Source organism: Herbidospora mongoliensis (assembly GCF_001570545.1).
GTDB classification, from domain to species: Bacteria; Actinomycetota; Actinomycetes; order Streptosporangiales; family Streptosporangiaceae; genus Herbidospora; species Herbidospora mongoliensis.
The window spans coordinates 60,162-81,241 of the sequence record NZ_BBXD01000010.1 but is presented as its reverse complement, the minus strand read 5'-3'; the positions used below and the strand labels follow the sequence as shown (position 1 = coordinate 81,241).

Annotated in this window: 14 protein-coding genes; 9 read left to right on the top strand and 5 right to left on the bottom strand. The window is 68.5% G+C overall.

What is annotated here, in order from left to right; translation table 11 throughout:
• Positions 1–49: 49 nt before the first annotated feature.
• Both AW272_RS09190 and AW272_RS09185 read right to left on the bottom strand, forming a co-directional pair.
• Entirely contained in the window at positions 50–1,078 is a 1,029-nt protein-coding gene (locus AW272_RS09190) for an ABC transporter permease (protein ID WP_245657340.1), read from the bottom strand.
• Positions 1,079–1,121: 43 nt separating this feature from the next.
• On the bottom strand, positions 1,122–2,669 hold the full coding sequence (locus tag AW272_RS09185) for a sugar ABC transporter ATP-binding protein (RefSeq protein WP_066362715.1): 1,548 nt from the start codon (positions 2,667–2,669) through the stop codon (positions 1,122–1,124).
• Between the two features lie 102 nt (positions 2,670–2,771).
• Here AW272_RS09185 and AW272_RS09180 point away from each other — a divergent pair, with 102 nt between their 5' ends.
• Both AW272_RS09180 and AW272_RS09175 read left to right on the top strand, forming a co-directional pair.
• Positions 2,772–3,956: an ROK family protein gene (locus AW272_RS09180; RefSeq protein WP_245657339.1), complete on the top strand. Its 1,185-nt coding sequence runs from the start codon at positions 2,772–2,774 to the stop codon at positions 3,954–3,956.
• A gap of 196 nt (positions 3,957–4,152) precedes the next feature.
• Positions 4,153–8,007 (top strand): ThuA domain-containing protein, encoded by a 3,855-nt coding sequence (locus AW272_RS09175; protein ID WP_218010832.1) that lies wholly within the window; start codon positions 4,153–4,155, stop codon positions 8,005–8,007.
• A gap of 69 nt (positions 8,008–8,076) precedes the next feature.
• On the opposite strand, the gene AW272_RS09170 is transcribed toward AW272_RS09175, so the two are convergent.
• Complete coding sequence (locus AW272_RS09170) at positions 8,077–8,985, bottom strand: SDR family oxidoreductase (protein ID WP_066362712.1); 909 nt, start codon at positions 8,983–8,985, stop codon at positions 8,077–8,079.
• Between the two features lie 139 nt (positions 8,986–9,124).
• On the opposite strand from AW272_RS09170, the gene AW272_RS09165 reads away from it, so the two are divergent.
• The gene (locus tag AW272_RS09165) at positions 9,125–10,174 is read left to right on the top strand and encodes an NAD(P)H-dependent amine dehydrogenase family protein (protein WP_066362711.1); all 1,050 of its coding nucleotides are present in this window, start codon (positions 9,125–9,127) and stop codon (positions 10,172–10,174) included.
• Here AW272_RS09165 and AW272_RS09160 read toward each other — a convergent pair.
• Together AW272_RS09160 and AW272_RS09155 are read right to left on the bottom strand one after the other, a co-directional pair.
• Positions 10,171–10,662, bottom strand: a complete 492-nt coding sequence (locus AW272_RS09160; RefSeq protein ID WP_066362710.1) for an NADPH-dependent FMN reductase — start codon at positions 10,660–10,662, stop codon at positions 10,171–10,173. The genes AW272_RS09165 and AW272_RS09160 overlap by 4 nt on opposite strands.
• A 100-nt stretch (positions 10,663–10,762) precedes the next feature.
• On the bottom strand, positions 10,763–11,794 hold the full coding sequence (locus tag AW272_RS09155; RefSeq protein ID WP_066363681.1) for an MBL fold metallo-hydrolase: 1,032 nt from the start codon (positions 11,792–11,794) through the stop codon (positions 10,763–10,765).
• Between the two features lie 184 nt (positions 11,795–11,978).
• Between AW272_RS09155 and AW272_RS09150 the strand changes: the two genes are divergently transcribed.
• The 6 genes from AW272_RS09150 (at position 11,979) to AW272_RS09130 (ending at position 20,991) form a co-directional block, all read left to right on the top strand.
• On the top strand, positions 11,979–14,510 hold the full coding sequence (locus AW272_RS09150; RefSeq protein WP_245657337.1) for a glycoside hydrolase family 9 protein: 2,532 nt from the start codon (positions 11,979–11,981) through the stop codon (positions 14,508–14,510).
• A 60-nt stretch (positions 14,511–14,570) separates the two neighbouring features.
• Positions 14,571–15,212 (top strand): B3/B4 domain-containing protein, encoded by a 642-nt coding sequence (locus AW272_RS09145; RefSeq protein ID WP_066363680.1) that lies wholly within the window; start codon positions 14,571–14,573, stop codon positions 15,210–15,212.
• Between the two features lie 219 nt (positions 15,213–15,431).
• Positions 15,432–19,118: a multifunctional oxoglutarate decarboxylase/oxoglutarate dehydrogenase thiamine pyrophosphate-binding subunit/dihydrolipoyllysine-residue succinyltransferase subunit gene (locus AW272_RS09140; protein WP_066363679.1), complete on the top strand. Its 3,687-nt coding sequence runs from the start codon at positions 15,432–15,434 to the stop codon at positions 19,116–19,118.
• Between the two features lie 64 nt (positions 19,119–19,182).
• A complete protein-coding gene (locus AW272_RS43125) occupies positions 19,183–19,359 on the top strand; it encodes a DUF6104 family protein (protein WP_169807516.1) in 177 nt (58 codons plus the stop codon).
• Between the two features lie 82 nt (positions 19,360–19,441).
• Entirely contained in the window at positions 19,442–20,239 is a 798-nt protein-coding gene (locus AW272_RS09135; RefSeq protein ID WP_066362706.1) for a DUF4097 family beta strand repeat-containing protein, read from the top strand.
• Positions 20,236–20,991, top strand: coding sequence for a PadR family transcriptional regulator (locus AW272_RS09130; RefSeq protein WP_066362705.1), 756 nt, complete (start codon positions 20,236–20,238; stop codon positions 20,989–20,991). Before AW272_RS09135 ends, AW272_RS09130 begins: the two co-directional genes overlap by 4 nt.
• Positions 20,992–21,080: the final 89 nt, after the last annotated feature.

Sequence of the window (21,080 nt, the reverse complement as noted above, 5' to 3'; positions counted from 1 at the left end):
GCGGCGGAACAGGTGCCACGGCCCCTTTTTTTGGGGGGTGAGAACTGAGCTATGTACTCGCTTTGAGGCTGCGCCGCTGCAGAAGAACGGCGGCCACGATGATCAGACCCTTGGCGATGAGCTGGTCACTGGTGTTCAACCCGTTGAGGATGAACAGGTTGGTGATCACGGTGAAGATCAGCAGACCGAGGATGGCTCCCACGATCGTGCCGCGCCCACCGGTGAGAAGCGTGCCGCCGATGATGACCGCGGCGATCGCGTCGAGTTCGTACAGGTCGCCGTGGGTGGACGACCCGGTCGTGGTGCGCGCCATGATGAGAATCGCTGCGATGCCGCAGCAGAACCCGGACAGGGCGTAGAGCATCATCGTGTGGCGCTTCACGTTGATGCCGGCCAGCCGGGCGGCCTCGGGGTTGCCGCCGACGGCGTAGGTGCGGCGGCCGAAGGTGGTGCGGTTGAGGATCAGCCAGCCGACGATGACGACCACGGCGAAGACGTAGACGAGCAGCGGCAGGCCGAGCACGCGGGTGGTCGACAGGTCGACGATCGCCTGGTTGTCGGCCCCGACGAGCTGGGTCTTCCGGTCGGACATGCGCTGGGCCAGACCACGGGCGGCCACGAGCATCGCCAGCGTGGCGATGAAGGGCACCATCCGCCCGTACGAGATCAGGAAGCCGTTGAGCAGTCCGGCGCCGGTTCCGACGACGATGGCGCAGATCATCATCACCCATGGCCCGTAGGCCTGGGTCGCCAGCGTGGTGGCCCAGACGGAGGCCAGGGCCATCACGGCGCCGACCGACAGGTCGATGCCGCCGCCGATGATGACGAACGTCGCGCCGACGGTGATGACGCCGATGGTCGCGGCCAGGGCCAGGATCGACACCATGTTGGACGTGGTGGCGAACGCGTCGGGCACGGTGACGATACCGACGACGGCCAGGATGACCAGGGCCACCACCAGGCCGATGTGGGGGATCTCGCCGATCCTGCCTAGTCGAAGACCGCCTCCGCCTGAGGGCGTGGCGGTGGCCGCGTGGGCCTTCGCCGGGGCGGTTTCGTCCGCCTTAGGTGCGGACACCTGTTGCGGATTCACCTCTGTCATGGAACGGGCTCCTGCTCGATCAGTCGTGGGAGGGGGCGGACACCGGGTGGGCGTCCATGACGAGGTCCAGCACGGTGTGCTCGTCGAGCTCTCCGGCAATGGCCTCGCGGACGATGCGGCCTTCGCGGATCACCAGCACGCGGTCGGCGAGGCCGAGGACCTCGGGGACCTCGCTGGAGACCAGCAGCACGCCGACACCTTCGTCGGCCAGCCTGCGGACGAGGGCGTAGATCTCGGCGCGGGCGCCGACGTCGACGCCTCGGGTGGGCTCGTCGAGCAGCAGCAGCTTGCGGCCTTCTCCGACCAGCCAGCGGCCGATCACGGCCTTCTGCTGGTTGCCGCCGGAGAGGGTCTTGATGATGCGGTTCGGGTCGGGCGGGCGGATGTCGAGCGCCTTCACCAGGTGCGCGGCCTCTTCGGCTTCCTTCTTGCGGTTGATCCACCCGAAGGTGGAGTACCGGTCCAGGCTCGCCAGCGTGATGTTACGGGCGATGCTCTGCCCGAGCAGCAGACCCTGCGCCTTGCGCTCTTCGGGGGCCAGGCCCATGCCGAGGCGCACGCTGCGGGTGGTGTTGCCCGGCTTGACGACCTCGCCGTTCAGCGTGATCTTGCCGCCGTAGGTGCGGGCGCCGTACACGGCCTCGATGATCTCGGACCGGCCGGAGCCGACCAGCCCGGCGAGACCGACGATCTCGCCGGCCTTCAGCGAGAAGGAGATGTCGCGCACCATGCCTGGCACGGACACGTTCTCCAGCTTGAGGAGTTCGTCCCCGAAGCCGCCTACATGGCGCGGTGGGAAGACGTACTCGACGTTGCGGCCGGTCATCAGCGACACGACCGTGTTGGTCGGGGTGTCCTTCGCGGGCAGGCCGACCGCGACGGTGCGGCCGTCCTTCAACACGGTGACCCGGTCGCCGATCTCGCGGATCTCCTCCAGGCGGTGGGAGATGTAGATGACGGCGACGCCCTGCGAGGTGACCTCCCGGATGATCCGGAAGAGGTTGTTCACCTCGTCGTGCGCGAGTGCCGCCGAGGGTTCGTCCATGACGATGATCCGAGCGTCGTGCGACAGCGCCCGCGCCATGGAGACGACCTGCTTGCCGGCCGGGGAGAGCCGGCCCACTTCGGTCGTCGGGCGGATCTCGCCGTGCCCGAGTCGTTCAAGGATCTTCCTCGTGGCGGCCATGGTGGCGCCGCGACGGGTGAACCCCATCGTGGCGTGCTCGTGCCCGAGGAAGACGTTCTCGGCGACGCTGAGGCCGTCGACGAGGTCGAGTTCCTGATAGATCGTGGCGACGCCCAGCTTCATAGCGGCCGTCGGTGTTGCCAGTTTGACCGGCTCGCCGTTCATCAGCACCTCGCCGGAGTCCGGCTGGTGGGCGCCCGCGAGCACCTTGATGAGGGTCGACTTACCGGCCCCGTTCTGTCCCAATAGACAGTGGACTTCCCCGGCGCGGACGTCGAGGTCGACACCATCGAGTGCACGCACGCCGGGGAACTGCTTGACGATGTCCCGCATAGCAAGCAACGGCGGGGTTTCCGACTGCTCCCGGCTTATGTCCTCCATGTTTCCGGATGCTAAGGACGACTTATGCTGACGGTCAAGCAAAAGTGGGGGTCCTGATGTCATAATGAGATCTGGAAGTATCGGATGCGGAGAAGGGAGGCGATGTTGACTCAGGGGATGCTGAGCGAGTCCAACGGCTCGGTCACGGGAGCGGGAGCACTGCTCTCGATCCTTCGTGACGGCCAGGCCCGGACGCGGGCCGAGCTCGTGCAACTCACGGGTCTCGCCAGGTCCACGGTTTCGCAGCGGCTGGACGCGCTGCTCTCCCATCAATGGATCGTGCCCGCTGACGACGCGATCTCCTCAGGAGGGCGGCCCGCGACCGCCTTCACCTTCAACCGGGGCGCCCGGGTCGTCGCGGCGGCCGATCTCGGGGCGACCCACGCACGTGTGGCGGTGACCGACCTCGCCTCGACCGTTCTGGCCGAACGCAGGGTCGATCTGCCGATCGACCGGGGGCCTGAAGAGGTCCTCGGCTGGCTGGTGGTGACGCTGAAGGAACTCCTCGTCGAGACCGGCGGAGAGCTCGCCGGCGTGGGTGTCGGCCTCCCCGGGCCGGTCTCCCATTCCAGTGGCCGTCCCGTCAACCCGCCGATAATGCCCGGATGGGACGGGTTCCCAGTGCCTGACTGGCTGGGATCTCGTCTAGGGGCACCGGTTTTAGCCGACAACGATGTCAACATCATGGCTCTGGGCGAACACTGGGCGGCCAGGCGTGAGGTCGAGCATCTGGTGTTCGTCAAGATCGGCACCGGCATCGGGTGCGGCATCATCTCCGAGCGGCGGCTCCATCGCGGCGCTCAGGGAGCGGCCGGCGACATCGGCCACATAAGGGTTACCGTGAGCGACGATGTTGTGTGCCGGTGTGGCAACAGCGGCTGTCTCGAAGCGGTCGCCAGCGGTGCCGCCATCGCCAACCAGTTGCGCGCGGCCGGGGTCGACGCCCACGGCAGCCGTGACGTGGTCAACCTGGTGCGGGCGGGCAACACGATGGCCGTCCAGTTCGCTCGGCAGGCCGGTCGCGAGATCGGCGACGTCCTGGCGTCGATCGTGAATTTCTTCAATCCGTCGGTGATAGTGATCGGCGGCGACATGGCCGAGGCCGGGGAGCACATCCTGGCCGGGGTACGAGAGGTGATCTACAGCCGCTCGCTCCCGCTGGCGACGCAACACCTGAGCATCCGGGCCACTGAGCTCGGTGATCGGGCGGGCATCATCGGCGCGGCGGTCATGGTCATAGAGCACGTCCTGTCCCCGGAAGCGGTGGATCTGGTCGTCTCGTCCTGAGAGCGCTCTCTTGACCAACTCGCAACAAACTGGCAACAATACGGGCAGTACCGCTTGATCCGGTCAGCGGTGGCACGCTGACCTCCCGGTGAGAGCGCTCCCTCTTTGACGCGTTCGGCGCACGCGTTCCGGCACCCCCCTCCGAAAGGAACGCCTTGTGCGCCCCTTCATCCGTGTCGTCTTAAGCGCCTTATTGGTGCTGGCTGGCGTTGTCGCCCTCCCAGCGCCGGCCCAGGCAGCCGATTTCAGCGTCCTGGTCTTCTCCAAGACCGCAGGCTTCCGGCACGGCTCCATCGGCCCCGGCATCACCGCCATCCAGCAGCTCGGCGCCGCCAACAACTTCACCGTTGAGGCGACCGAGGACGCGGCCCAGTTCACCGACGCCAACCTGGCCCGCTTCAACGCGGTCATCTGGCTCTCCACCACGGGCGACGTGCTCAACGCCACCCAGCAGGCCGCCTTCGAGCGGTACATCGGCGCGGGCGGCGGCTACGCCGGCGTGCACGCCGCGTCCGACACCGAATACGACTGGGCCTGGTACGGCAACCTCGTCGGCGCCTACTTCCAGCAGCACCCCGCCGAGCAGACCGCGACCGTGCGGGTCTCCGACCGGGTGCACCCCTCCACGGCACACCTGCCGCAGCGCTGGAGCCGGTACGACGAGTGGTACAGCTACCGCGCCAACCCGCGCGGCAAGGTCCACGTGCTGGCCACCCTCGACGAGACCACCTACACCGGTGGCGGCATGGGCATCGACCACCCGATCGCCTGGTGCCAGAACTACGCGGGCGGCCGGTCCTGGTACACCGGGATGGGTCACACCGACGCCTCGTACAGCGACACCGCCTTCCGCAACCACCTGCTCGGCGGCATCAGGACCGCGGCCGGGTTCGCGGCGGCCGACTGCGGCGCGACGGTGACGAGCAACTTCCAGCAGATCGAGCTGGCCAAGGGCGTCGCCGAGGTCGGCGAGCCGATGAGCCTGTCGGTCACCCCCGACGGCGGCGTCTTCCACACCGCACGCACCGGCACGGTCCGCTACACCGACGGCGCCGGCAACACCAAGGTCGCCGCGACCATCCCCGTCTACACCCACGACGAGGAAGGTCTCCAGGGCGTCGCGGTCGACCCCGGGTACGCCACCAACCGGTGGATCTACCTGTTCTACGCGCCGCCGCTGTCGACCCCTGGTGGTGACGCGCCCGCCACCGGCACCGCCGCCCAATTCGCCCCCTTCAACGGGGTGAACCGCCTGTCCCGGTTCACTGTGAATGCCGACAACACGCTCAACACCGCGTCCGAGCGGACCGTCCTCGACGTGCCGACCAGCCGTGGCATGTGCTGCCACGTGGGCGGCGACATGGACTTCGACGCGGCCGGCAACCTCTACCTGTCGACCGGTGACGACACCAACCCGTTCGACTCGGCCGGCTTCTCGCCGCTCGACGAGCGGACCGACCGCAACCCGGCGTTCGACGCCCAGCGCAGCAGTGGCAACAGCAACGACCTGCGCGGCAAGGTGCTGCGCATCAAGCCGACCGCCACGGGCAGCCCGGCGTACACGATCCCGTCGGGCAACATGTTCGCCCCGGGCACCGCGAACACCAAGCCCGAGATCTACGCCATGGGCTTCCGCAACCCGTTCCGGATGAGCGTCGACAAGGGCACCGGCATCGTCTACCTGGGCGACTACGGTCCCGACGCCGGCACCGCCGACCCGAACCGGGGCCCCGGCGGCCAGGTCTCCTTCGACCGGATCACCGCGCCCGGCTTCTACGGCTGGCCCTACTGCTCGTCGTTCAACGACGCCTACAACGAGTACACCTTCCCGTCCGGCCCGTCGGGCGCGAAGTACAACTGCGCGGGCGGCCCGACGAACAACTCGCCGAACAACACCGGCATCGGGACGCTCCCGCCGTCGCAGCGCGGCTGGATCCCCTACACCGGCTCCACCCCGGCGGAGTTCACCGGCGGCGGCCTGTCGCCGATGGGCGGCCCGGTCTACCGCTACGACGCCGCCTCGACCTCGCCGATCAAGTTCCCGCGCTACTACGACGGGACCTTCTTCGCCGGTGAGTTCGGGCGTCGCTGGATCAAGAACATCACGCCCGACGCGTCGGGCCAGTGGCTGACGATCAACCCGTTCCCGTGGTCGGGCACCCAGATCATGGACATGGAGTTCGGCAAGAACGGCGCGCTCTACGTCCTGGACTACGGCACCGGCTGGTTCAACGGCGACGCGAGCTCGGCCCTCTACCGGATCGAGTACGCCGCCGACGGCCACGCGCCGAAGGCCGTGATCACGCCGAACCGGACCTCCGGACCGGCGCCGCTGACCGTGGCGTTCTCCTCGGCAGGCACCGTCGACCCCGACGGCGACCCGATCACGCTGGCCTGGGACTTCGACGGCAACGGCAGCACCGACTCGACGGCGGCCAACCCGTCGTTCACCTACACGGCCAACGGCACCTACAGCGCCACGCTGACCGTGCGGGACAGTACGAACAAGGCCTCGTCGGCGTCGACGGTGATCACCGTCGGCAACACCGCGCCGAGCGTGGTGGTCAACACACCGCTCAACGGCGGGCTGTTCTCCTTCGGCGACGCGATCCCGTTCACGGTGACCGTCACCGACCCGGAGGACGGCGCGATCGTCTGCTCGCGGGTCAAGGTCAGCTTCATCCTCGGCCACGACTCGCACGGCCACCCGATGACCAGCGCGAACGGCTGCTCGGGCACCCTGCAGACGACCACCGACGGTGAGCACGACTCGGCGGCCAACATCTACGGCGTGATCGACGCGGAGTACACCGACAACGGCGGCCTGGTCACGCACACCCAGGCCCAGCTCCAGCCGAAGCTGCGCCAGGCCGAGCACTACTCCGCGCAGAACGGCGTGCAGGTCGCCGCCTCCGCGGCGGCGCACGGCGGCAACGCGATCGGCTACATCGAGCCGAACGACTGGATCTCCTTCACGCCGTACAACCTGACGGGCGCGACCTCGTTCACGGCCAGGGTGGGCGCTCCGACGGCGGGCAACACGATCGAGGTGCGCGTCGGTTCGCCGACCGGCACCCTGCTCGGCACCGCGACCGTCCCGGCCACGGGTGGGTACGCCACCTTCCAGGACGTGACCGGAACCCTGTCGAACATCCCCACCGGCACCCAGAACCTCTTCCTGGTCTTCAAGGGCACCGGCTCCGGCCTGTACGACCTGGACGACTTCACCATCAACACCGGCACCGTGACGCAGCCGACCGGCAACCTGGCGCTGAACAAGCCGGTCGTGGTGACCAGCACCGAGTCGGCGGCCTACCCGGGCACGGCCGCGGTCGACGGCAGCGCCACCACCCGGTGGGCCAGCGCCTTCGCCGACCCGCAGTCGATCACGGTCGACCTCGGGGCCTCCTACAACCTCAGCCGGGTCAGACTGAACTGGGAAGGGGCCTACGGGTCGGCGTACACGATCGCGACCTCCCCGAACAACACCACGTGGACCACGGTCAAGACCGTGACCGGTGAGAACGGCGGCGTCGACGACCACACGGGCCTGACTGCCACCGGTCGTTACGTCCGCATCACCGGAACGACGAGGGCCACCGCGTGGGGCTACTCGCTCTGGGAGTTCGAGGTCTACGGCACCAGCGGCCCGACCAACCCGACGCCGACCAACGTCGCGCAGGGCAAGACCGCGACCGCCTCCAGCCAGGAGGCCGCCTACACCCCGGCGATGGCCGTCGACGGCAGCGGCACCACCCGCTGGTCGAGCGCGTTCTCCGACCCGCAGTGGATCCAGGTCGACCTCGGCCAGACATACAGCATCAGCAGGGTGAGACTGAGCTGGGAAGCGGCCTACGGCAGCGGCTACCAGATCCAGACCTCGCCCAACGGCACGACGTGGACCACGATCAAGACGGTGACCGGTGAGAACGGCGGCGTCGACGATCACACGGGCCTGACCAACAGCGCCCGTTACGTCCGCATCAACGGCACGGCACGCGGAACGGCCTGGGGCTACTCGCTCTGGGAGTTCGAGGTGTACGGCAGCTAGAACCACCCCTCAGAAGAACAGATGGGCCCGGCGTGTTCCCCCCCACGCCGGGCCCTTCTTTTGAAAGCACTACGGCTTGAGCATCGCCTGGAGGGAGGCGGTCGCCTGCTTGCCGATCTCGGTCGGCTGCAGGTAGGGCTGCTCGGCCAGGATCTGGTCCCAGTTCGCCGCGATCCCCTCGATGGTCAGCTCGTCGGAAGCGTGCCATCCGGGCCCCTCGGCCACGAACACGCGCGCCACCCGCCCCGCGCCGACCGAGAACACCTCGCCGCTCGTCGCGCAGCTCTCATGGGCCAGGTAGGCGACCAGCGGGCTGATCGTCTCCGGCCCGAACTTCGACTCGAACTCGGCCGGCAGCAGCGACTCGGTCATCCGCGTCCAGGCGATGGGCGCGATGGCGTTGGCGAGGATCCCGGACCTGGCGCCCTCGATCGCGGTCGACTTCGTCAGCCCGACCAGTCCCATCTTGGCCGTGGAGTAGTTCGCCTGCCCGAAGTTGCCGAACAGCCCGGCGGGTGAGGACGTGTTCACGATCCGCCCGTAGCCGTGCTCCTTCATGTACGGGTAGGCGGCCCGGGTCACCAGGAACGACCCCCGCACGTGCACCGCGAGCACCGCGTCGAAGTCGGCGACCGTGATCTTCCCGAGGGACTTGTCGCGCAGGATCCCGGCGTTGTTGATCACGATGTCGAGCTGCCCGAAGGTCTCGACGGCCTGCCGGACGATCGCCTCGGCCCCTTCGGGGGTGGCCACGTCGTCCCCGTTGGCGACGGCCTCGCCGCCGTTCTTGACGATCAGCTCCGCCACCTCGGCGGCCGGCCCGGTGGAGGCCCCGGTCCCGTCGAGAGCCCCGCCGAGGTCGTTGACGACGACCTTGGCCCCGCGTTCGGCCAGGAGCAGCGCGTGCGACCGCCCGAGCCCGTGCCCGGCGCCGGTGACGACGGCGACCCTGCCGTCATACCTGAGCAGATCCGGCATCCTCGTCCACACCCTTCCAAGGAGAACAAAATTCTGGACTAGCGCACGATACCAAACGGGACGTAACGGACAGTGATCGGACGAGTGAGTTTCTGATATGGTTTCGCCGCCGTCGCACCCCCTGCTGGAGGCCGTGTCTATGCGCACTCTCCGCGTGGTTCAGTGGGCCACCGGCGCCGTGGGGGGATACGCGCTTCGCGGTGTTGTCGAGCGTCCCGAGTTCGAGCTCGCCGGAGTCCTGGTCTACGACCCCGAAAAGATCGGCATCGACGCCGGTCAGCTCGTCGGGCTCCCGGAAACGGGAGTCACCTGCACCGATGACGTCGACGCCATCATGGCGCTCGACGCCGACTGCGTACTGCACATGCCGCTGCCCGCGAGCTTCTTCGGTGGCGACCACAGCCACGACGTCGACATGATCTGCAGGCTGCTGGCCTCGGGCAAGAACGTCATCACCACCACGGGCTTCGTCTTCCCCATGGCCTACGGCACGGGCGTCGTCGACCGCATCGAGAAGGCCTGCCAGGAGGGCGGCGCCACGCTCCACGGCACCGGCATCAACCCGGGTTTCGTCAGCGACGTGCTCCCCCTGACGCTGACGGGCCTGTCGTCGCGGCTCGACCACATCTACGTCCGCGAGACCTCCGACTACCGGGGCCACCCGTCCCACCACATCGTGACCGAGCTGATCGGCTTCGGCCGCACGGCGAAGGACTACGTGTCGGCGGTGCGCCCGTTCCGGGCCTTCCAGCGGGCTCTCTTCACCGAGAGCGTGCAGCTGGTGTCGGGGGCGCTGGGGGTGGAACTCGACGAGATCGAGGAGATGGACGAGTTCGAGCTCGCCACCGAAGACTTCGAGATCGCCTCGGGCATGGTCCGCCAGGGCGCGGTGTCCGCGTCGCGGTGGGTCTTCTCGGGCCTCGTCCGGGGGCGGCCGTTCATGACGGTCGAGTGCGTCTACAAGGCCGACGCCGACAAGGTGCCGCGCTGGGCCGAGCCGGGGTTCTCGATCCACATCGAAGGGAAGCCGACGATCGTGGTGAACCTCAACGAGGTCAACCACGGGCTGGCGGGGGCGGCGGCCCACGCGGTCAACACGATCCGCGCGGTGGTGGCCGCCGACCCGGGCATCCGCACCATCCTCGACCTGCCGATGGTGACGGGCCGGGGCACCGCCCGGCTGGCCTAGACGCCGGTGGGCAGCTGGCCCGCCAGCTGCTCTGCCCACGGCTTGAGCACCGCGTCGAGGTCCGCGATCTGGCTCTCCAGCACCGCCAGTCCCGGCGTCGGCACGATCGCGCCCAGTTCCACCAGCAGCGGCCGGAAGTGGACCTCCACCGCCAGGGCGTGCTGGGCGCCGCCCATCACCAGCACCGGAATCGCGTGCTTCCCGGCCAGCGCCCGATGGCCCAGCTTGTCGAGGAAGACCTTCAGGAGCCCGGTATAGGTCGCCTTGTACGTCGGGCTCGCCAGCACCAGCACGTCGGCGTTCTTGACCAGGCCGAGCGCGGCCTCGACGGCCTCGACGGGCTCGGCCGCGAGGAGGTGGGGCGCCAGCTCGGCGAGGTCGATCACGTCACCGGCCGAGCCGAGGGCGGCCTCGGCGGCGCGGGTGGCCACGGTGAGGGTGCGCGACCCGCCGCGCGGGTTGCCGACCAGGGTGACGATCTTGCTCACTCGACGTCCTCGTATTCTTCGGCTTCGTCATCGGGAAGGTCGTACCAGAAGACGTCGCCGGGATATTCCAGGCTCATTGGGCGAATGTAGCACTAATTCCCTATCTGTAATATAGGTTTTCCGAGGCACGCAACCGCCCATGCGACTCCAGGTAGATCAGGTGCGCGAGGGTCTCGTTGTTGGCCGCCCGGAGCTGGAACCCCTGGATCGACTCCCACGGCCGCGACCACGTCAGCCGCGTCGCGATCTCCCAGCACGTCAGACCGGGTTCGGCGGTCACCACCCGTTCGATCTCGGCCAGCCGCTCCTCGTGGTGGCCGATCACGTATTCGATGCGTCCGAGCAGGTCGGGGAACCGGTATTCGTGCGCGGGCAGCACCTCGGCGATGTCCAGGCGGCCGACCTTGCGCAGGGCGTCGAGGTAGTCGGCCAGCGGGTTGGGCGCCGACTGGGGGTGGAAGGCGACCATCGGGGTGATCTTGGCGAGCACGTGGTCACCGGAGAAGAGCATTCTGTCGCCGGCGAAGCACAGGTGGCCGGGCGAGTGGCCGGGGGTCCAGATCGCGGTCAGGTCCCAGCCGGGCAGGTCGAGCCGGGTGCCGTCCTCGATGAGCCGGTCGGGCGCCCCCGCCGAGACGAAGCGGCGGATCGCCATCGACGACCCGGCCAGCTCGCGGGCCTTCTCCGCCGGGATGCCGCAGCGCAGTAGCAGCTGGAGTTCCCGGTCGGAGAGGTCTCCGGGGTCCTCGTATCGGCCGCGCAGCAGGCGGGCGTCGGCCGGGTGCAGGCCGATCCAGGCGCCCGAGTTCTCCCTGACCCGGCCGGCCAGGCCGTAGTGGTCGGGGTGCATGTGGGTGACCAGGACCGCCTTGACGTCGGTGATCTCATAGCCCGCCGTCTTCAGTCCGGCCGTCAGGGCGGTGTACGCCTCCTCGGTGTCCCACCCCGCGTCGATCAACGCCACGCCGTCGGGCAGTTCCAGGGCGTAGACCAGCACGTACCGCAACGGCGTATTGGGCAGCGGCACGGGGATCGACCACAGGCCGGGGCGGACGCGCTCGACCTCGGGGATCTGGCCGGCCTGCCAGGCCGCGTGCTGGGTGGGGCTCGCCGGTTCGGTCGGTCTTCTCACGGGGTCGATTGTGTACGACGTACCGAACAAAATTCTAGTCTATGTAAGTTTCATCGGACATTCCGGACGCAAGCCAGGTCGGCCACGGCCCCCGACCTGGGGTTCTTGACCCTCGGTGAAACCCATTGGAAACATCAGGGGCATCTGAGCCATGGGAGCGCTCCCATACCTGACGAGGTGCACCTTGACGCGACGTCTCACCGCAGTACTCACGGCGGCGGCGCTGGTCCTCTTACCAGCGGCCACCGCTTATGCCGACGAAGGCCCGGAACAGATCCCCAACGGGACGTTCGAGACCACCACCGCCCCATGGTGGAACACCGGCAACGTCACCGTCGAACTGGAGGACGGCCGCCTGTGCGCCGACATCCCCGGGTCGACCACCAACCCGTGGGACGCGATCATCGGCCTCGACGGCGTCCCGCTGGTCGCCGGTGAGACCTACGCCTACCGCTTCTTCGCCTCGGCCACCCCGTCGAGGGTGGGCCGGGCGCTGATCCAGCTCCCGGTCGACCCGTGGACGCAGTTCTTCGTGGCCAACCCCGAGCTGAGCGTGTCGGGCAACTCCTACGACTTCACGTTCACCGCGCCGACCAGCCTGTCCAACGCCCAGATCGCCTTCCAGCTCGGCGGCAGCGCCACCCCGTGGCGCTTCTGCCTGGACGACGTGTCCCTCAAGGGCGGCGCCGAGCCGGATGTGTACGAACCCGACACCGGCCCCCGGGTCCGGGTGAACCAGGTGGCCTATCTGCCCAACGGCCCCAAGAACGCGACCGTCGTCACCGACGCGACCGCGGCGGTCGGCTGGCAGCTCAAGAACGACGGCGGCACGGTCGTCGCGGACGGCGACACCACCCCGCGCGGCGTGGACGCCAGCTCCGGCCAGAACGTCCACAGCATCGACTTCGGCTCGTTCGTCACCCCGGGCGAGGGTTACACCCTGACCGCCGACGGCGAGACCAGCCGCCCGTTCGACATCTCCGCCGGCGCCTATTCCCAGCTCAAGCTGGACGCGCTGAAGTTCTACTACACCCAGCGCAGCGGCGTCGCGATCGACGACGCGCTGCGGCCCGGCTACGGCCGCCCCGCCGGTCACGTCGGCGTCGCCCCCAACCAGGGTGACACCAGCGTCCCCTGCCAGCCGGGCGTCTGCGACTACTCCCTCGACGTCTCCGGCGGCTGGTACGACGCCGGCGACCACGGCAAGTACGTCGTCAACGGCGGCATCTCCGCCTGGCAGCTCATGAGCGAGTTCGAGCGCACCAAGAACGCCGCGACCGCCGAGACGATCGGCTCGCTGGCCATCCCGGAGAGCGGGAACGCCGTCCCGGACATCCTGGACGAGGCCCGCTGGGAGCAGGAGTTCCTGCTCAAGATGCAGCGCCCCGACGGCATGGCCCACCACAAGATCCACGACGCGGCGTGGACCGGCCTGCCGCTGATGCCCCACCTCGACCCGCAGGCCCGCGAACTCCACCCGGTCTCCACCGCCGCCACCCTGAACCTGGCCGCCACCGCCGCCCAGGCCGCCCGCCTGTTCGCGCCCTACGACGCGGCCTTCGCGGCCAGGAACCTGGCCGCCGCCCGCAAGGCCTGGACGGCCGCCAAGGCCAACCCGGCGATCTACGCCTCCCCCAACGACGGCGTGGGCGGTGGCGCCTACAACGACGACAACGTCACCGACGAGTTCTACTGGGCCGCCGCCGAGCTCTACATCACGACGGGTGAAGCGGCCTTCCGCGACGCCGTGACGACCTCCCCGCTGCACACGGCCGACGTGTGGCGCGACCGCGGCTTCGACTGGGCCTCGACCGCGCAGCTCGGCCGCCTCGACCTGGCCACGGTGCCCAACAACCTGCCCGGCCGCGCGGCGGTCCGCGCCTCGGTGCTGGAAGGCGCGGACAAGTACCTCGCCACTCTGGACGCGCATCCTTACGGCCTGCCCTACAACCCGCCCGACTTCGACTGGGGTTCCAACAACCTCGTGCTCAACAACATGGTCGTGATGGCGGCGGCGTACGACATCTCCGGCCAGGGGAAATACCTCGACGGCGTGCTGGAGGGCATCGACTACATCCTCGGCCGCAACGCCCTGAACATCTCCTACGTCACGGGCTACGGCGAGGTCAACTCCCACAACCAGCACTCCCGCTGGTACGCCAACCAGCTCAACCCCGACCTGCCCAACCCGCCCAGGGGCACCCTGTCGGGCGGCCCGAACTCGGCGATCCAGGACCCGATCGCCCAGGCCAACCTTCAGGGCTGCAAGCCGCAGTTCTGCTACATCGACCACATCGAGTCGTGGGCGACCAACGAGCTGACGATCAACTGGAACGCCCCGCTGTCGTGGATCTCCGCCTTCATCGCCGACCAGGGCGACGGCTCGGTGACCGCGCCGGGCGCGTGTGACGTGACCTACCAGATCCACGGGACCTGGCCGACCGGCTTCTCCACCCAGGTGACGATCAAGAACACCGGTACCGCCGCCGTCGACGGCTGGGATCTCCAGTGGTCGTTCCTCGGCGGCCAGAAGCTCGACCACGGCTGGAACGCCGACTATTCGCAGACGGGCGCGACCCTGAAGGCGAAGAACCTCTCCCACAACAAGAAGATCCTGCCCGGGAAGTCGATCACCTTCGGCTTCAACGGTGTGGGCGCTCCCGGTGCCAACCCCGTTCCCGATCTCTTCCTGCTGAACGGCAAGGCCTGCGCATAGGCGTCCACAGTTAAGGGTCCGCGACCCCTCGGGGGAGTCGCGGGCCCTTAGTCTGTGCCCGTGCTCAACGACATCCGCATCGACGACGCGGTCCGCGACCTGCGGCCTGACTTCGCCGCCCTCCTCATCGAGGCCAACGGCTTCGTCAACGGCCCCTCCGACGACCGGTCCAGGAAGTGGCTGTCCAAGGCGGCCGAGCGGGCCGCGCCGCTCCACCACAAGAAGATCGAGTCCTGGCGCGACGCCTACCGCGCCTTCGGCGCCAAGCCCTCCCGCACCCGCCCGTCGGTCGACGCCCTGATCCGCAGGATGCCCCTGCCCGAGATCAACCTGGTCGTCGACGCCTACAACTCCATTTCGGTGAGCCACACGCTCCCCATCGGCGGCGAGGACCTGCGCCGCTACGAGGGCCCGGCGAGGCTGGTGCGCGCCACGGGAGACGAGAAGGCCGACGAGGTGCTGGGCGACCCCGACCCGGGCGAGGTCATCTGGCGCGACGACGCGGGCGTGACGTGCCGCCGCTGGAACTGGCGTCAGGGGGCCCGCACCCGCATCACCGAAGAAACGGTTGACGCAATTTTCATCCTCGAACGTCTGGCCCCCATGACCATGGACGAACTGAACACAGCGGGCGAGGAACTGGTCACGTTGCTGCACTTGATCAGCCCTGATGTCCGAACTTCAAGTCGCACAATCAGCTAGAATTGCGACCAATATGACGAAAAGGGGACCTCACCCTGACCAGTCGGTGAGGGTGCCTCTACCATCCTGGGGGGCTACCCGTGCGTGACCAGTTCGGACAGTCCTGGGAGCATAAGCGGGAGCCACGCGCCGGACGGCTCTCGTCACCTGGCTGGACGAGTAGCCTTGGACAGGTTCCTTTACATCAACGCCGATCTGCGGAAGAGGGCGAACTCCGCCGTGTCGTCTGAGTCGTCGCGGACAAACCCGCTGGCAAGCTTTGGGCAAAACGAATGGCTTGTCGACGAGCTGTACCAAAAGTATCTTCAGGACCCCGAGTCGGTTGACAAGGCCTGGTGGCACTTCTTCGCGGATTACAACGGGCAGGGCAAGGTCGCCCCGCCGGGCGACGCGACCCAGGCCGCCGCTTCCGCACCGGCCGCTCCCCCGCAGCCGAAGCAGGCCGCTCCCGCGCCCAAGGCGCCGGAGAAGGCCCCGGAGAAGCCCGCCGCCGTGAAGCCCGCCGCCGCGCCCGCCAAGGCCGTGGCGCCGAAGGCTCCGGCCGGCGCCGTCGAGGAGAAGCTGCGCGGCGCCGCCGCGCGCACCGCCCTCAACATGGAGGCGTCGCTGACGGTCCCGACCGCGACCAGCGTGCGGGCCGTTCCGGCCAAGCTGCTGATCGACAACCGGATCGTGATCAACAACCACCTGTCCCGCGGTCGCGGTGGCAAGATCTCCTTCACCCACCTGATCGGCTACGCCATCGTGCGGGCCCTCGAGGCCATGCCCGAGATGAACCACGCCTACGGCGAGGTCGACGGCAAGCCGACCCTCATCCGGCCCGGACACGTCGGCATGGGTCTGGCGATCGACGTCCAGAAGAGCGACGGAACGCGCCAACTGCTCGTGCCGTCGATCAAGGGCGCCGAGTCGATGGACTTCCAGCGGTTCTGGACGGCCTACGAGGAGATCGTCCGCAAGGCGCGCGCCGGCAAGCTCGGCGTCGACGACTTCCAGGGCACCACGATCTCGCTGACCAACCCCGGCACCATCGGCACGGTCCACTCCGTGCCGCGGCTGATGCCCGGTCAGGGCACCATCATCGGCGTCGGCGCGATGGAATACCCGGCCGAATACCAGGGCGCCTCCGCGGAGACGCTCTCACGGCTGGCCATCAGCAAGGTCATGACGATCACCAGCACCTACGACCACCGCATCATCCAGGGTGCGCAGTCGGGTGACTTCCTGCGGCGCATCCACCAGCTGCTGCTGGGCGCCGACAACTTCTACGACGACATCTTCGAGTCGCTGCGGATCCCCTACGAGCCGGTCCGCTGGACCGTCGACGTGTCGGCCTCCCACGACAACGACGTCGCGAAGTCGGCCCGGGTCATCGAGCTGATCCACGCCTACCGCGTGCGCGGCCACCTGATGGCCGACACCGACCCGCTGGAATACCGCCAGCGCAAGCACCCCGACCTCGACATCACCAAGCACGGTCTCACCCTGTGGGACCTGGAGCGCGAGTTCCCGACCGGTGGTTTCGGCGGCCGGGCGCTGATGACGCTGCGCGAGGTCCTCGGTGTGCTGCGCGACTCCTACTGCCGCACCGTCGGCATCGAGTACATGCACATCCAGAACCCCGAAGAGCGGGCCTGGATCCAGGCGAGGGTCGAGAAACCCCACGCCAAGCCCGACCGCGACGAGCAGCTCCACGTCCTGGCGCGGCTCAACACCGCCGAGGCGTTCGAGACCTTCCTGCAGACCAAATACGTCGGCCAGAAGCGCTTCTCCCTCGAAGGCGGCGAGTCGCTGATCCCGCTGCTCGACTCGGTGATCGCGTCGGCCGCCGACGAGCGGCTCGACGAGGTCGTCATGGGCATGGCCCACCGCGGCCGTCTCAACGTGCTGGCCAACATCGTCGGCAAGTCCTACGCCCAGGTGTTCGGCGAGTTCGAGGGCAACCTCGACCCGCGCAGCGCCCACGGCTCGGGCGACGTCAAATACCACCTGGGCGCCAACGGCGACTTCGTGTCGTCGGCGGGCAACCGGATCAAGGCGTCGGTCGTCGCCAACCCGTCCCACCTCGAAGCGGTCGACCCCGTGACCGAAGGTGTGGTCCGGGCCAAGCAAGACCTGCTGGAGATGGGCCCCGAGGGCTTCACCGTCCTGCCGATCCTGATCCACGGCGACGCGGCCTTCGCGGGCCAGGGCGTGGTGGCCGAGACGCTGCACCTGTCGCAGCTGCGCGGCTACCGCACCGGCGGCACCGTCCACATCGTGGTCAACAACCAGGTCGGCTTCACCACCAGCCCGGAGGCCTCGCGTTCGTCGGTGTACGCCACCGACGTCGCCCGGATGATCCAGGCGCCGATCTTCCACGTGAACGGCGACGACCCCGAGGCCGTCGTCCGGGTCGGCCGGCTGGCCTACGAATACCGCCAGGCGTTCCGCAAGGACGTCGTGATCGACATGATCTGCTACCGGCGCCGGGGCCACAACGAGGCCGACAACCCGAGCTTCACCCAGCCGCTCATGTACGACCTGATCGACGCCAAGCGCTCCACCCGCAAGCTCTACACCGAGGCCCTGATCGGCCGCGGCGACATCACGGTCGAAGAGGCCGAGCAGGCGCTGCGCGACTACCAGGAGCAGCTGGAGCGGGCCTTCACCGAGACCCGCGAGGCCGCCAAGAAGCCGCTGGAGGAGGGCGCGGTCGTCAAGCCGCCCACCGACGAGCTGGTCGAGTGGAGCCACGACGACACCAAGACGGCCATCTCCGACGAGACCGTCAAGCGCGTCATCGACACGCAGCTCACGCTGCCCGAGGGCTTCACCGTCCACCCGAGGCTCAACCCGGTGCTCCAGAAGCGCGGCGCGATGATCGAGGAAGACGCGATCGACTGGGCGACCGGCGAGACGCTGGCGTTCGGTTCGCTCCTCCTCGACGGTCACCCCGTCCGCCTGGCGGGCCAGGACTCGCGGCGTGGCACCTTCGGTCAGCGCCACGCGGTGCTGGTCGACCGGGTCACCGGCGAAGACCACACCCCGCTGAAGACGTTCAACGAGGGCGTCACGAAGTTCTACGTCTACGACTCGCTGCTGAGCGAGTTCGCGGCGCTGGGCTTCGAATACGGCTACAGCGTGGTCCGGCCCGAGGCACTGGTCCTCTGGGAGGCCCAGTTCGGCGACTTCGTCAACGGCGCCCAGTCGATCATCGACGAGTTCATCTCGTCCGGTGAGCAGAAGTGGGGCCAGCGCTCGTCGGTCGTGCTGCTGCTGCCGCACGGCTTCGAGGGCCAGGGTCCCGACCACTCCTCGGCCCGCATCGAGCGCTTCCTGCAGATCTGCGCGCTCGACAACATGACCGTGGCCCAGCCGACGACCCCGGCGAACTACTTCCACCTGCTGCGCTGGCAGGCCCTGTCCGACCGGCGCAAGCCGCTGGTCGTGTTCACGCCCAAGTCGCTGCTGCGCCACAAGGCGGCGGCGTCGGCGACGACCGACTTCACCTCCGGCACCTTCCAGCCGATCATCGGTGACAGCACGGTCGACCCGGCGGGTGTGCGTCAGGTGGTCCTGTGCTCCGGCAAGATCTACTACGATCTGGCCGCCGCACGCGACAAGGGCGGCCACACCGACACGGCGGTCGTCCGGATGGAGCGGCTCTTCCCGTTCCCCGAGCAGCCGCTGAAGGCCGAGCTGGCCCGCTACAGCGACGACGTCAAGCTCATCTGGGCTCAGGACGAGCCCGTCAACATGGGCCCATGGCCGTTCCTCGCGCTGAAGCTGACCGAACGGCCCGAGGGCCTCAACGGCCGGCGCCTGCACCGGGTCTCGCGGGCGGCGAACTCCTCGCCGGCGGCGGGCTCCCACAGCGCCCACGACAACGAGCTCCACGCCATCATCACCGAGATCTTCGGCTAGACACAGTCACACCCAGCGGGAGGCCCTCCACTGTGGGGGGCCTCCCGTCGTTTCCGGGAGAACCATGTACTTCACCGACAGAGGCATCGAGGAACTCGTCGAGCGCAGGGGCGAGGAAGAGGTCCAGATCGTCTGGCTGGCCGAACGCCTCCGCGAGTTCGTCGACCTCAACCCCGACTTCGAGACCCCGATCGAACGCCTGGCGACCTGGCTCGCCCGGCTCGACGACGACGAAGACTGACACCGCCCTAACGCGATACATCTTGACTTTCCGCCAACGCGACATATCGTGTTTTTAGGCACCTCGCGGAAAGGGCGGCGTCATGCCGAAATGGACGATCGACAAACCCGACCAGCTCACGTTCGACCCGGTCGACCGGCTGAGCGTACGCATCGTGGCGGGGCATCTCGCGGTGCTGGCCAGTGACGGCCCGCCCAGCCTGGAGATCAGCGAGATCGGCGCCGATCCGCTGTTCGTCGACCACGAAGACGGCCACCTCACGGTGACCTACGGCGACCTGAGCTGGGAAGGTGTGCTCGGCTGGCTGCGTCCGGGCGGCGGGCGCCGCTGCACGATCACGCTGACCGTGCCGAAGACCTGCCGGGTCGAGGCGGGGGTGATCTCCGCGGGGGCGGTCGTCGCCGGTTTCGAGGCCCGCACCCGGGTCCGCAGCGTGTCGGGCGACATCGTGCTCGACGGCGTGAGCGGCGACGTCAACGCCGAGACCGTCTCGGGTTCGGTGGAGAGCCGCGCCCTGGCCGGCGACCTGTCGTTCACCAGCGTCTCGGGTGAGCTGACCGTCGCCGACGGCGCGCCCCGGCGCCTGCGCGCCAACACCGTGAACGGCACCATCACCGCCGACATCGCCCTCGACCCGACGAGCCACGTGACCCTCAACACGGTCGCGGGCCCGATCTGGCTGCGGCTCCCGCGCGTCACCGACGGCGACGTGGCCTTCCGCTCGATGTCGGGCAATCTGGAGTCCGCCTTCCCGGGCCTCACCTACAACAGCCACCCCGGCAGCCGGTCTCTCACCGGCCGCCTCGGCGGTGGCATGGCCTCGCTCAACGCGACCACGGTCTCGGGCGGCGTGACCCTGCTCAGTAAGGAAACAGAATGAGTCCCGTCTTCGGCCACGGCAGGCTCCGGCTCTACCTGCTCAAGCTGCTGGAGGAGAGCCCCCGCCACGGCTACGAGGTCATCCGCCTGCTCCAGGACCGGTTCCTGGGCGTCTACTCCCCTTCCCCCGGCACGATCTACCCGCGCCTGGCCAGGCTGGAGGAGGAGGGCCTGGTCACCCACGAGGTCGTCGACGGCAAGAAGGTCTTCACCCTGACCGACAAGGGCCGCGCCGAACTGAACGCGCGCCTCGACGAACTGGCCGACCTGGAGCGCGAGATCACCGCGTCGGTCCAGGACATCGCCCGTGAGGTCAAGGAAGACGTCCGCCAGACGGTCCGCTCCCTGCGCCACGAGCTGACCACGATGGCCCGCAACATCAACCACGACACGACGAGCTCCGCGCGCGACACGAGAGACGAGTGGAAGCGCCAGCGCGACCGCCAGAAAGAGGAGTGGTCCCGCCAGAAGCACCAGTGGAAGGCCGAGTCGGAGCGCTGGAAGGTCGAGTGGCAGCGCATCTGGACCGACACCTGGGCCATGACGGGCTTCCCGACGCCCCCCAACGGCTCGGCCGACGATGCGAAGGCGACCGCCAACGACGCCCAGCTGGGTCAGTTCCTGGCCGACTTCGTCGCCGAGATCCGCTCGGAGGCGACCGAGACCCGCCTGAGCGACGCCGACCTGGCGGCCTGCAAAGCGGTCCTGGACGAGACCGCGAGCCGCCTGAAGTCCATCCTCGACCCCGGCTGAGGTCCGGTGGAAGCGCCCTGCGTCGTCTGCGGCCTCTCGCGCCGCTCATGGTCTTTTCTCTGCTTCCGTTACGGCTCCGCCTGGCCGGC

Coding starts and splice junctions, on each gene's coding strand:
- AW272_RS09135 (WP_066362706.1), top strand. CDS start 19,442: ATGCCGAAATGGACGATCGACAAACCCGACCAGCTCACGTTCGACCCG.
- AW272_RS09130 (WP_066362705.1), top strand. CDS start 20,236: ATGAGTCCCGTCTTCGGCCACGGCAGGCTCCGGCTCTACCTGCTCAAG.
- AW272_RS09165 (WP_066362711.1), top strand. CDS start 9,125: ATGCGCACTCTCCGCGTGGTTCAGTGGGCCACCGGCGCCGTGGGGGGA.
- AW272_RS09180 (WP_245657339.1), top strand. CDS start 2,772: ATGTTGACTCAGGGGATGCTGAGCGAGTCCAACGGCTCGGTCACGGGA.
- AW272_RS09170 (WP_066362712.1), bottom strand. CDS start 8,985: ATGCCGGATCTGCTCAGGTATGACGGCAGGGTCGCCGTCGTCACCGGC.
- AW272_RS43125 (WP_169807516.1), top strand. CDS start 19,183: ATGTACTTCACCGACAGAGGCATCGAGGAACTCGTCGAGCGCAGGGGC.
- AW272_RS09185 (WP_066362715.1), bottom strand. CDS start 2,669: ATGGAGGACATAAGCCGGGAGCAGTCGGAAACCCCGCCGTTGCTTGCT.